General features: G+C 41.1%; 9 protein-coding genes. 5 read left to right on the top strand and 4 right to left on the bottom strand.

Annotated features, from left to right (window positions below; all coding sequences use genetic code 11):
* Position 1 precedes the first annotated feature (1 nt).
* From B4Z47_RS00090 to B4Z47_RS00080, 3 genes are read left to right on the top strand one after another with little or no spacing between them, the layout of a single operon-like run.
* Positions 2–1,501 carry a DUF1501 domain-containing protein gene (locus tag B4Z47_RS00090; RefSeq protein ID WP_159333045.1) on the top strand — a complete coding sequence of 500 codons (1,500 nt, stop codon included), beginning with the start codon at positions 2–4 and terminating at the stop codon, positions 1,499–1,501.
* Between the two features lie 4 nt (positions 1,502–1,505).
* Positions 1,506–2,378 carry a sugar phosphate isomerase/epimerase family protein gene (locus B4Z47_RS00085; RefSeq protein ID WP_115049305.1) on the top strand — a complete coding sequence of 291 codons (873 nt, stop codon included), beginning with the start codon at positions 1,506–1,508 and terminating at the stop codon, positions 2,376–2,378.
* Positions 2,375–3,787: a c-type cytochrome domain-containing protein gene (locus B4Z47_RS00080; RefSeq protein ID WP_236560221.1), complete on the top strand. Its 1,413-nt coding sequence runs from the start codon at positions 2,375–2,377 to the stop codon at positions 3,785–3,787. Before B4Z47_RS00085 ends, B4Z47_RS00080 begins: the two co-directional genes overlap by 4 nt.
* A gap of 283 nt (positions 3,788–4,070) precedes the next feature.
* Here the strand turns inward: B4Z47_RS00080 and B4Z47_RS00075 are convergent, their stop codons facing one another.
* The 3 genes from B4Z47_RS00075 to B4Z47_RS00065 are packed head-to-tail and all read right to left on the bottom strand — an operon-like array spanning position 4,071 to position 8,542.
* The gene (locus tag B4Z47_RS00075) at positions 4,071–5,369 is read right to left on the bottom strand and encodes a hypothetical protein (protein WP_112376215.1); all 1,299 of its coding nucleotides are present in this window, start codon (positions 5,367–5,369) and stop codon (positions 4,071–4,073) included.
* Between the two features lie 30 nt (positions 5,370–5,399).
* Entirely contained in the window at positions 5,400–7,154 is a 1,755-nt protein-coding gene (locus B4Z47_RS00070) for a class I mannose-6-phosphate isomerase (RefSeq protein WP_115049303.1), read from the bottom strand.
* A 50-nt stretch (positions 7,155–7,204) separates the two neighbouring features.
* The gene (locus B4Z47_RS00065) at positions 7,205–8,542 is read right to left on the bottom strand and encodes a sugar porter family MFS transporter (RefSeq protein WP_115049301.1); all 1,338 of its coding nucleotides are present in this window, start codon (positions 8,540–8,542) and stop codon (positions 7,205–7,207) included.
* 93 nt (positions 8,543–8,635) lie between these two features.
* Here B4Z47_RS00065 and B4Z47_RS00060 point away from each other — a divergent pair, with 93 nt between their 5' ends.
* Positions 8,636–9,370 carry a GntR family transcriptional regulator gene (locus tag B4Z47_RS00060; protein ID WP_046674612.1) on the top strand — a complete coding sequence of 245 codons (735 nt, stop codon included), beginning with the start codon at positions 8,636–8,638 and terminating at the stop codon, positions 9,368–9,370.
* Positions 9,371–9,434: 64 nt separating this feature from the next.
* Here the strand turns inward: B4Z47_RS00060 and B4Z47_RS00055 are convergent, their stop codons facing one another.
* A complete protein-coding gene (locus B4Z47_RS00055) occupies positions 9,435–10,769 on the bottom strand; it encodes a hypothetical protein (protein WP_201303550.1) in 1,335 nt (444 codons plus the stop codon).
* Positions 10,770–11,122: 353 nt separating this feature from the next.
* Here B4Z47_RS00055 and B4Z47_RS00050 point away from each other — a divergent pair, with 353 nt between their 5' ends.
* A complete protein-coding gene (locus B4Z47_RS00050; RefSeq protein ID WP_286726488.1) occupies positions 11,123–13,453 on the top strand; it encodes a GH92 family glycosyl hydrolase in 2,331 nt (776 codons plus the stop codon).
* The last annotated feature ends 23 nt before the right edge of the window (positions 13,454–13,476 follow it).

Below are 13,476 nucleotides of genomic sequence, written 5' to 3'. Positions count from 1 at the left end.
GATGAAAGACCTAAATAAGCTAATAAAAGAAGCGCAACAATTTGAATTGCAGGCTGTCACCAGAAGACATTTTCTAAAAGATTGTGTGGCCGGTATCGGCGGTATTGCTTTGGGGAGTTTGTTAACGAGTTGTAATGGATGGGGACAGTCAAAATCAGCAGAAAAGTTGGATCTGAATGCACTCAATCCACTTGTGCCCAAGCCACCTCATTTCCCAGGTAAGGCTAAAAGTGTCATTTACCTGCATATGGCCGGTGCTCCATCGCAATTGGAGTTATTTGATTACAAGCCTGCCTTGCAGAAATTACATAATCAACCTTGTCCGGAGTCCTTACTTGCGGGAAAGAAATTTGCTTTTATTCGTGGGATTCCAAAAATGCTGGGACCACAGGCTACTTTTAAACAGTATGGAGCAAGTGGGGCTTGGGTATCAGATCATTTGCCTCATTTTAGTAAAGTCGTTGATGAAGTGAGTTTTCTGAAGGCTGTGCATACCGATCAGTTCAATCACGGCCCGGCCCAATTGTTTATGCATACAGGAAGTGCCCGTCTCGGTCGCCCTAGCATTGGTTCATGGGTAACTTATGGTCTGGGATCTGAAAATAGCAATTTACCCGGTTTTGTTGTGTTAACATCGGGAGGTAAAACGCCTGATGCTGGTAAAAGTGTCTGGGGAAGTGGATTTTTACCATCGGTATACCAAGGCGTTCAATGTCGTTCAAAGGGTGATCCCGTATTGTACATTGCCGATCCTGAAGGAATGGGAAGGGATATGAAGCGTGATTTGATTGATGCCATAAATAATGTCAACAAAACAGAATACGATACCTTTAAAGACCCCGAAACCTTGTCGCGGATCGCACAATATGAGATGGCTTATAAAATGCAGGTAGCCGTACCTGAAGTGATGGACATCAATAATGAACCGGCTTATATTCACGAATTGTACGGAACAGACCCTGGTAAGGAATCGTTTGCCAATAATTGCCTTTTGGCCCGGAAACTCGTAGAACAAGGGGTGCGATTCGTTCAGTTATTTGATTGGGGCTGGGACAGTCACGGTACAAATCCAGCAGATTCAATTGATCTCGGTTTTAGAAATAAATGCCGAGAGATTGATCGACCAATGACCGCATTAATTATGGATCTAAAGCAACGTGGTTTGCTGGAAGAAACACTGGTAGTGTGGGGCGGGGAATTTGGGCGCACACCGATGCAAGAAAATAGGGACAACAGCGACATGCCATTCCTGGGACGTGATCATCATACCGATGCCTATACCATCTGGATGGCAGGTGGAGGAGTTCGTAATGGTATAAGTTACGGTCAAACCGATGATATCGGGTTCGCCGGGGTAGAAGGGCGTAGTTCTGTACACGATGTCCATGCGACCATGCTTCATCTTTTGGGTTTTGATCATGAGAAATTTACATACGATTTTCAGGGAAGACCATTCCGATTGACAGATGTGGAGGGTGAACTAATTCAAGCTATAATTTAAAAAAATGAAACAATTTCTAGTATTAATTTTATTTATGAGCAGTTTTCTATCCATGACTGCCCAGCAGTTGCACATTAAATATTATTGCACCAATTGGGGAAATAGTGATTCCTGGGATACGTTCTGTCTCCGTGTGAAAAATGCAGGTTACGATGGTGTTGAATCCTGGTTACCTGGTAGTCCCAAAGAGCGCAAAGAGATGATCGATGCGTTACATAAACATGGATTGAGTTTAGGGTTACTTTCAGGGGGATCTGGTGGAACTTATGAGGAATATAAAGAAAGTTTTAAGCGTAATTTGGATGAAGCAGCACAGCTGAAACCCGATTATATTAATTGCTATACAGGTAAAGATTATTACTCGCTTGAACAGAACAAAACATTGATTGAGCTTGCTGATGCAGCTAAAAATAAGTACCATATCCCCGTTTATCATGAGACTCATCGCGGAAGATTTAGTTTTGCAGCCCATGTAACAAAAGAATATTTAGAGAGGATTCCGACGTTACAACTTGCGTTGGATATTTCGCATTGGTGCAATGTACACGAATCAATGCTTTCTGATCAGACCGAGGCTGTAACAAAGGCACTGTCCAGAACTGAGCACATTCATGCACGCATTGGGCATCCCGAAGGACCACAAGTCAACGACCCCGCCGCTCCCGAATGGAAGAGTATTGTTGCACAACATTTGGCCTGGTGGGATAAAGTTGTTGCTAAACAAAAGGAAAATGGGATGAAGTTATTAACCATAACAACCGAGTTTGGCCCAGCGGGTTATTTACCCACATTGCCATTTACACAACAACCGGTGGCCGATCAGTGGTCAATCAATGTCTATATGTTGCATTTACTCAAAGACAGATATAAAGAATGATGGTTTTCTTTGATGAATTATTGGGCTTTTCGGGACGACTTCATCCTCTTTTGGTCCACCTACCGATCGGCATATTGTTGTTGGCTTTTGTTATGGCAATTATTGCGCAGTTTAAAGGCGGAGCTATGTATTTGCCTGCTATTAAGCTCTCCTTATTCCTAGGGACTATAGCCGCCATAGTGGCTGCTTTATCGGGTTATCTGCTTTCACGAAATGGAGGTTATGAGGAGGATGTACTGAGCTATCACAAGTGGTTAGGAATTGTCGTGGCGTTGAGCAGCTTATTATTGTGGTTTCTCTATCGTAAAGAATCTTCTGCTGCATTTCGCTTTTGGCTTTTTTTTCTCGTAGTAATCATGATTGGGGTCACTGGACACTATGGTGGAACATTGACGCATGGAAAGGGCTACTTTGTCGAAGCTATGCCAGTGGCACTAAAAAAGCTGTTTAAAACGGAAGAAGATAAAGAGGAGGTTCTTATAGTTCAAAATGCACAGGAAGCAGATGCCTATAATGGAATTATTCAACCTATTCTTAAACAGCGTTGTCAAAGCTGCCATGGGAAAAAAAAGCAGGAAGGGGGGCTGGCATTGGATACAAAAGAGAATTTGTTAAAAGGAGGAGAGAATGGCACAGTACTGCATGCAAGCGATTCGAAAAAGAGTGAATTATATGCCAGGTTGGTATTACCTGAGGGACATAAGAAGCGAATGCCACCTAAAGGTCGTACGCCGATAACTCCTGATCAGATCAGACTGATTGCCTGGTGGATAGATCAAGGAGCCAATTTTGATAAAAAAGTGCGTGAAATACCACAAACGGAGGAAATCGCTCATTTGTTGAAAAAATTGGAAACAGGGGAAAAAGACACTCCATCGGTATTATATGCAGATTTACCTGCAGCGCCAGCTTTGCCAAAAGATAAAATCGATGCTTGGCAGGCTAAGGGTATTAAGATCATCCAAGTTGCAAAAGGTAATAACTTTGTGTTGGTTAATGCCATTAATTATCCTCAATTTAATGATAAGGACCTACAGGAATTATTAAGTATTAAGGATAATATTGTACAGCTGAAATTAGGAAATACAGCTGTTACAGATCTTGCTTTCTCAATATTTTCGGCAATGCCGAGTCTTTCCCGCCTACATCTAGAAAATACAGAAATTTCCGATGCCGGATTGAGCCAGTTGAAAGGTCTGTCAAAATTAACGTATTTAAATCTGACGGGAACAAAAGTTACCTCAAAAGGTCTGTCAAAACTGAACGACCTTCCGAGTTTAAAAAACGTCTATCTCTATAAAACCGCAAATCAGGAAGTCGCTACGATAAAGCAGCTGAACGCTAAGATTAAGGCAGATACCGGTAATTATAGTTTGCCTTTTATTGAAACCGATACAATCAGGTTTTGAGCTGTTGTTGGAATTGCTGGCTATACGCTGGAAATCCGCAATCCGAATGAAATATTATTGTATAATTTAACGATTGGGTAAGACGGGAAAGTTATTAAGGAACATAAACAGGATATCTTAGCAGATACGAAGCGAATGTATAAGGGGAATGATACAAAATGCGCTAGAGTGGGATAGGAGGAATAGGAATAGGAATAGGAATAGGAATGCGGAGGTGACGATTTCAAATAAAAGAGCAGCAAGGAATTTCCTACTGCTCTTTTTACATCACGATAAGCTGTTTTTATTTCGTGCCAGCACCTTCTAATAACTCGATGGCATCGTAAAGGACACCTGCTTCACCTCTAAAAGTTCCAGAGCCCTCTGGTTTGTTATCTTTTGTGTACCATTCATAAAATCCTTTGTTTTTGATAACACGAGCAAGCATCGGCTGTATTTGCGCATAAGCTTCCTGTTGAAAGCCATTTTTAACAAGCTGCTGAATCATACGACCACCAAACCAGGTCCAGTCCCCACCATTTTGATAACCGTAAGGATACATGCCTTTGTTCTTAAACGAGCCTGCCGGATAAGTCGGGTACACAGTAAGTCCAATTGTTGCTGCACCAGCATCTTTTACATTTTTAATCATTTTATCCAATGAAACTTTTATTTGCTCTTTGCTGAGCAAATTAGCCTCAATAGCAATTGCTGTTCCACCATGATAATAGATTTGATTTTCATCAAAATCAGCCGCAAATGGAGAGCCTTTGATATAAATATGGGGAATAAACTTTTGGTTCTTTTCGTCCCAAAGGTGTTTCATGGTATTACTTGCTATAGACGCTCTGATTTTTCCCCACTTTTCTTTTTTCTCAGGGAAAAGATCCATGTAATTGTCAAGCGCGATCAAAAACATTGCATTGTCGTAGATGTCCAAAGCAATATGCGAATTTTCATCCAGGTGGACACCCCAATCGTGTTCAGGTTGAACGTCACCCCAATCGACTGTAGTTGCGCCCCAAAGTAAACCATAAGTAGCATTATAACGTTTGTCCAATAAAAATTGTAAAGCATGCTCCATGCGATCCTTTACAGCCGCATTTCCAATTTTTTCATCGAGAAAAGCCTTATCTTTCGTTGCAACGATATATTTATGTACCGCTTGGATCAAAGAAGACTCCTGGTCCGTTTCAACTGTATTTTTGTGTGCTGCATAATCAGGAGCTAAGGGACTAGTGATGGTATAATAGTCCGATACGCCATTTTTTAAGCTGGATTTTTTGACAAAACCATCGGCAATATTACCATCAGGACCTTGTAGCTTAAAAAACAAAGCTAATTGATCTTTGATCTGTTCATGGGGATGGACTTTTGTTGCTAAGGTGATAAATGTATTGTAATCTCTAATCCACACCTCACTGTATCCATCCCCCGCATTGAATCCACTTTTAATGACGTTCGTAGCCATATCTTTGACAAGATTGAAGCTGCTGTCTTTTTGGATGCTGTCCTGTAAATTGCTTGTCGAAACCTTACCGCCAGCATTTTGGCAGGACAGTAATAGGAGAGACGAAGATAACGCAAAAAATATAGTTCTCATTGTGCTGTTAGTTTATAGTAAATGGTTTGATTAACATTTGGATTCTTTGACAAAAGATTGGATAACCTTTGCCTTATCGTTTCCTAAATTACGCAATGTATAGGATCCGGCAGCAGCAGGAACAGCAAAAGTCTCAGCATAATGAAAGACTTTCTTCATGCCATTTGCTGTCGTCAGCTCAATTGCCTCCCCCTCCACAAGCATCATGATGTGACACTGTCCTTGTGTTTCAATTGCAACATCCTGATCGAATTCGTATCTAAAAACATCGTAGAAATGATCTTCATGCGTTGGCAAATGTATTCTTGTTGCTTGCGCATCAAGGGCTACTTCAGTGGGCTGAGCGAGTAGCGTGTTTTTTACGACATCACCTTTTCGGCTAAAATTGAGGTTGGCGAATGCTCTATCAATATTTAATGGGCGTGGTTTCCCATCTAAATCCGGACGCACCCAGTCGTACATTTTAAAGGTATAATTGTAAGGTGTTGCACTGATTTCGAGTACGAGATTATTCACGCCGGAAGAATGTACAGTACCATGTGGTATCAAATACAATTGGTGTTTCTTGGATTCGAATTTTTGAACGTATTGCTCGATATCCATGGCTGTTCCGGTATGGAAGCTCTCTTCTAAAGCTGAGCGAAATTTGTCTGCATCAATGGATTGCTGAAAGCCCAGATACACTTGTGCGTCCTCTTTTCTATCAACGATATAGTATGATTCGTCCTGTGTGAAGTTTTCTCCAAATTCTGTTTTTGCATAGGCTGGACTAGGGTGACATTGAATGGATAGGTTGCCGCCATCAAAGGTATCCAGAAAATTGAAGCGTATCGGGAATTCAACATCGAAACGTTGCTGGGCATGACCAAGCACATTGGCACTTTCTTGAAACATCAATTGATCAAATGAAATTTCGAGTGTATGTCCATCTGCTTCGAGCAAAATGCCATTCTCAGGGACAATCATTTCGAAGGACCACGCATAGTTTTTGACATGCTGATCTATGCCTGAAAGGTGCTCTTTCATCCACTGTCCACCCCATACGCCGGGTTCAAAAGTTGGTCGTACGCGGAAGTAATTTTGGGACATGGCCAGCAAAGTAGCATGTAGATCCTTCCCTGTGATCCATGGTAGGTTTTGGGACGATTGTTGATCGGCAAGAATTTCGACACGGGAAAGGATAGACCTTTTATGTCTATTCAATATTTCCCAGTCGACAAAATAGTAACGTTTGTAAGTTTCCTTTTGATTGGTCTGTCTTGAACAACCTAAGTTTGAAGCTTCTCCCGCACGCATACGTTGAATTAGCACGTTTTTGGGCAGATCAATAAACATCAGCTGACTAGACGTATCGACTAATGATGCTCCAGGGCCATAAAAGATGGTATACTCAGCTTGTATTGATTCGGCGTTTGCTCGTATGATTTGAAGGTCCGCAAGCTTTTGGGTGTCAAAGTATTCAATGAGTTGAATCCCGGCCTTTTTTCCAAATAATGGATCGTCGCCACCGAGGTATGGTGCGACAAGCTCCTGGATCGCTGATTCAGTTTTTAAAGCTGAATCCATGGCAATAAATCGTGGAGTTACGCCCTGTTTTTCAAATTCTTGCTTTAGCTTGGGGATGATTGTAGCCCAGTCAACACCTACAAAACCATCAATGCTATGTATATTATGTGTAATGAGATGTGCAACAAGATCCGTGTAGGAATTTGATAGTGTTCCTTGAACCGGAAACGTCGGTGTGATTTCGTACTGAAAAGGTTTTGTTTGAGTATTAGAATACATATAATGTAATTTATTGCAAATGAATGATGTTGGATTAAGTCGCTTTTTGCTTACTTGTTTGTTGATTTTTTATTGTGCTTTTCAATCCAGAATTTTTCGATCTCTTCCAAAGGTTTACCCTTTGTTTCCGGAAGGAATGCCAGTACAACAAGGAATGCGATGGCACAGAAAAATGCAAACAACCAGAACGTATAGCGGGCCCCCCAGGAAGCGAGTAGAATGGGTGTTAGTTGTCCCACGATAGCATCGGAAATCCACATCACCATAATACTGATACCCATGGCACGAGCCCGGATGGCATTTGGGAAGATTTCGGCCGCCACAACAAATTTTAGCGGACCAATGGAAAAAGCAAAGAAAAATAAGAACGAAAGTATAGCGATAATCAATGCGATATTATTGACTTGACCTTGATTAAAAAGATACCCAGTAACCAGCAAACTCAGGGTAGCACCTACCGTTCCCAAAAGATATAAGGGACGTCTACCCCAATTGTCAACCTTCCAGATGGCAAAGAAAGTAAATAACACATTGGCGGCTCCAAAGAATAGTTGAGCATGATAGGAATTATTTAATGAAATACCAGATTCAAGCAATATGCTCGGACCATAGTAGACAATTGCGTTTATGCCACTGAGCTGTGAAAATAAAGGAAGGAATAAGCCCAATAGGAAGGCCTTGCGATAAATAGGCGAGAAGAGATCACCTAGATTTCCCTTCGAGGAAACGTTGCCGACCTCTTGTATATCCGATAGTCCTAATGCGCCACTGATCGCTGCTACTTCCGTGTTCCGCCCATTTTTGGATAGCCAACGTGGACTTTCAGGAATAAAGTAAACTCCGATGCATAACAATAAAGCCGGTACTGCACCAACTAAAAACATAGTTCGCCAGAGTTCATTTTGCTGTGCGGAGCTATATTCGAGAATCAAATAATTGCTGATATACGCAAAAAGGATACCGAATGTAATAGCGAGTTGGTAACAGGTGACTGATCTTCCTCTAAATTTACTTGGCGATATTTCCGCGAGATATAAGGGCACAACGATTGAGGCTATTCCAACACCCAAGCCCCCAATGCTTCTACTTGCAATTAATATGCTATAAGAAGGACTGAATCCACAGCCAATTGCTGAGCATAAAAAGAGCAGGGCCGCAGTAACAAAGGCTGGTTTTCTGCCGTATTTATCTGTTAATGGTCCTGTGAAAAATACACCAACAATACAGCCTAGCAGGGCTGAACTGACAAAAACGCCCTCTTGAGCAGGAGATAGTCCGAAAAATTGCTTTACTAACGGCAATGCACCTGCAATTACAGCCATATCGAAACCGAAAAGGAGTCCTCCAAGTGAAACGATACATAAAATGATGATAAATCTCTTTGACATCTGCGGTTTATATTAATATGTATATACATACAAACATATATCTATTTTTTTAATTATGCAAAAAATCTTATTTTAGCACAAGCAATCCAACTGATGAATTTAAAAATAGATCATAAAAGCCCTGTTCCGCTGCATATACAAGCAGAGAATCTGTTACGCGAATTAATTAAGCAGCCTGAATATATAGAGGGTAAGTTATTGCCCAACGAAATTGAATTAGCAAAAAGATTGGCAATTTCCCGTTCTACTTTGCGTTTGGCGATCAATAAACTAGTCTACGAGGAGTTGCTCATTAGAAAGAAGGGAATAGGCACGAAGGTGGCCAGTTCCAAATTTAGTTCCAAATCCAAGAATTGGCTGAGTTTCTCACAAGAGATGAAAAACAGAGGAATTGAGGTAAAGAATTTTGAGCTTCACGTCAGCTGGGTTGTTCCGGACAAAGCAGTCTCGAAGTTTTTTAATGTAGATGAGGACCAAAAGCTATTAAAACTGGAACGTCTGAGAGGAAAGAAAGATGACCCATTTGTTTATTTTATCTCTTACTTTCATCCGCGTATAGGTTTAAACGGCGATGAAGATTTTAAGAGACCTTTATATGAGATCTTAGAAGCAGATTATCATGTCGTTGCAGATCTTTCTCAGGAAGAGCTGGATGCAATGGCCGCAAATAAATTTATAGCTGATAAATTGGAGATTAATATCGGTGATCCTATTCTGTCCCGCAAGCGCTTTGTATTTGACCAATCTGGGAAGCCGATTGAATATAATTTGGGGTTCTACCGCGCGGAAAGTTTTACCTATACTGTCGAAAGCAGAAGAGATTATTAGGGAATTCACTCATCCTTTTTGAATGGATCAATTGGATGAGTGAATAGCTAATTTATTTATTCTTTTAATGATTCTTTTCCAGGGTAGTTTCAGCCCAGCTTTCTAGGAGAGCTATTGCTTTACTCAGCACGCCTGCTGAACCTTTGAATTTTCCTGATCCACTGGGTACGTTATTTTGACCATACCATTCGTAAAATCCTTTGTTTTTCACAACCCGATCGATCATCGGTTGGAGTTCGGTATAGGCTTCCTGATAAAAGCCATTTAAAACGAGTTGCTGGATCATCCGCCCGCCAAACCAGGTCCAATCACCACCATTTTGGTATTGGTAAGGTTGAGCCATTCCGCCAATGAAAAATCCGACGGGATAGGTTGGGTACAAGGTCAATCCAATACTCGGCATGCCAGATAACCGCACGTTTTCAAGCATTTGTTTGTTGACTGTTTTTATTTCTGAAGGAGTTAGTAGCCCCGCTTCTATAGCGATAGCGGTGCCGCCATGATAATGGATCGTATTTTCATCAAATCCTTTAGGAATAGGTGATGTCTTAGGGTATATGTGCGGAATGAATTTTTGTTTTTTCTTATCCCATAAATAACGTCTACTGTTCGTTTCGAGATTCTTTTTTAATCCTTTCCATTCCGCCACCTTGGGAGAGTTGGGCTGGATATCAATCAATGCCTGCAATGCAATAATAAACATCGCGTTGTCATAAATATCGATTGCCTCATTGGAAAGTTGGTCATTCCAATCACAACCAAAGCTGTCGTTGGGCTGTACATCTCCCCAATCTGCTGTCATCGCACCCCACAGTAGCTGATACTTTTGGTTGAACCGTTCCTTTTTCAGATAATCCAACATAAGTTGGATACGGTCTTTTACAGAAATTCCACCGATAGACTCTTCCAAGATACTGTAATCCTTTGTTTTTATTATGTATTTACCCAACAATTGGATGAGTGACGTTTCCTGGTCGGTTTCTACCGTGTTTTTAAAACCCACATGATCAGGAGCGTTTTTTGAATAGTAGGGTGTATCATCATGCCAGGTAAAGTCTTTCTTTAGTACATAGCCGTCTACCATTTCGCCATTGGGCTGTTGCATCCTAAAAAATACTAAAATAGCCCCTCTAATGTCCGCTTGGGACCGCTCTTCCAATGCGGTTTCGATGAATGTATTGAGATCTCTGGCCCAAATTTGTGAGTAGCCACTTCCCGCATTGAAACCTTCTTTGATGACCTCTCGGGCAAGGCTGTCCACATATTTTAGGTTTTGATCCGCTAGAATGCTTTTTGCTAACTTAAGTTGCGCGATACGGTCGGATTTTGTTTGTTGTGCTGATAGTTGGGTTCCGAGTAACAGAAGTATTAGACTAAAAAATGTGGTGTTTTTTTTCATTGTGGTTGTATTGTAATTAATTAGGATTGACAAGTGTACCTGTCAATCATTGGTATTTATTTCAACGTTAATTTGTATTTATTTCAGGCTTGTGATCGAAGATCAGCCGTTCGATGTGTATTTTTTTGAATTTATTTACTGGTTATATTTTAATATGTATGTACAATCAAAGTTATGGAAAAATGTCAGTATTTAAGCTTTAATAGTGTTTTATTTGATTAGTATTTAAAATTTTACAAATTTAGGCGTTGCGATGCAATCTGTTAAGTCGTTAAATTAAGTAATAAAATCTAACTCATGTTTATACATACTCTATTTTTTTGTAAGTTTGCTGTAGAACCTAATTGAGAACAATGGTAAAGCGTATCATTTATTATTTTTGTAGTTTATTTGTGAGTACGGCAGCTGTTTCCGCACAGCAGAAAACAGATTTGACCGTTTTTGTAAAACCTAATATTGGATCCGTCCATAGTCGGTATTTCTTTTATACACCAGCAGCCGTACCTTTTGGAATGGCTAAGCTCGCTCCGAGCACAAATGGAAGCTATGGGAACAAGTCGGGCTGGGAGGCCGTGGGTTATGACGATAGGCATACCTCAATAGAAGGCTTTGCTAATTTTCACGAATTTCAGGTAGGCGGAGTGGTATTTGCACCATCCGTCGGAAAATTGAAGACAATGCCCGGTCAACTTGATCGTCCAAAAAGCGGTTATCGTTCCGATTTTGACAAGAAGGATGAATTTGCCACTTCTGGCTATTACCGTGTCATGCTAAAAGATTATAATATACTTGCTGAGCTTACGGCAACGAAGCGTGTCGGTTTTCACCGCTATACTTTTCCAAAAACGGAAGAAGCCAACCTTATTTTCGATATTGGCCATGTGATGGGGGAAAGTGGACCGGTCGTTGATGCCGAAGTAAATTATGACAAACAGCACGTCTGGGGATATGTGGTTACCAATCCTGTCTATGTACAAAAATATCAGCAGGGGGCTACGGTCAAAATGTTTTTCTTTGCGGAGATCAACAAACAACCGAAGTCTTTTGGGACATTTAGAGATTCTATAACTTTTGACCAACATACGCGCATAAAAGGAAAAGGAGCTGGAGTATATCTGAAGTTTGGCACTGAAGCAGGCGAATCAATAGACATCAAGACGGGTTTATCTTATACTTCTGTAGAAAACGCACAATTGAATTTGCTTAAAGAGGCGAAGGATATGTCGTTTGATGCTGCAAAGAATAATGCCTTGCAAACCTGGAATAGTGAACTGGGAAGAATTTTGGTGGAAGGGGGCAAAGCGGACGACCGCATTAAATTTTATACGGGATTGTATCATGCTTTACTTGGCCGTGGGCTTGCAAGCGATGTAAATGGTGCATATCCCAAAAATGACGGCTCGGTAGAGCAGATTGCCCTAAATAAGCAAGGGCAACCGATTCATCATCATTATAATACCGATGCTATCTGGGGCGCATTTTGGAATTTGACACAGTTGTGGTCTATTGCGTATCCAGACTATTACAACGACTGGATTCAGAGTCAATTGTTGGTCTATCGCGATGCAGGTTGGTTAGGAGACGGTATTGCCAACAGTAAATACGTTTCGGGTGTAGGAACTAATTTTACGGGTTTGGCAATCGCAGCGGCCTACAATGTCGGTATTCGTGACTATGATATGAATCTTGCTTATGATGCGGTACGCAAAAATGAATTGGAAGCGAAGGACCGTCTGCCTGGAGCAGGAAAGTTAGATGTGGGAGTTTTCGTCCGCAAAGGCTACTCACCGTATATAAAAGATGATCATGGCAGTCCCGAATTAATGACCAATGGATCTCCTTTTGGCGCTTCGCATACCTTGGAATATGCTTTTTCCGCTGGAGCGGCTGCGCAATTTGCAAAATCATTGGGGCGTCAAAAAGACTATGTTAAATTTCAGGAATTATCCAATGGATGGCGCAATCTGTATGATGCCGAGACGAAGTTTATGCGGCCAAAGGATAGTACTGGACGATTCATTTCAAACTTTAACCCTTATGAACCATGGCGTGGATTTCAGGAAGGAAATGCATGGCAGTATACGTTCTATGTTCCGCATGTCCCACAAGAATTGGTTAAACTCGTTGGAAAGGATCTGTTCAATCAGCGGTTGGATAGTATCTTTACGGTGTCGCAGAAGAATGTGTTTGGAGGTGGTACACAAATTGACGCCTTCGCAGGGATTGAAAGTCTTTATAATCACGGTAATCAACCGAACCTGCATATCTCTTGGCTGTTCTATTTTTCTGGTAGACCTGATCTAAGTCAGAAATGGGTACGGGCAATTTGCAATGAGTTTTATGGTAACGATGCAATACATGGCTATGGCTATGGACAAGACGAAGACCAAGGACAGCTTGGAGCATGGTATGTCTTGTCAAGTATCGGCCTATTCGATGTACGAAGTCTCACGACCGAGAAGCCCGCACTTCAGATTGGCGCGCCACTTTTCGATCGGGTAACGATACAATTGCCTAAGGAATTAAGAAAAAATAAATTTATAATCCAGGTGAAGAAAGAGCAGGCCAATAGTTATATTGTTGATCAAGCTCGGTTGAATAATCGCCTGTGGAAAGGTTTGCAACTTCCTTTTGAACGTCTGGTGGAAGGTGGGATTTTAGATCTCAAGTTAAAAGGTAACTAAGTTTAAAATAAAAAAATAGCCCC

This window comes from Sphingobacterium sp. UBA2610, assembly GCF_002339225.1.
Lineage (GTDB): Bacteria > Bacteroidota > Bacteroidia > Sphingobacteriales > Sphingobacteriaceae > Sphingobacterium > Sphingobacterium multivorum.
Note: the sequence above shows the minus strand (reverse complement) of the source record. Positions and strands in the feature narration are given on the sequence as shown.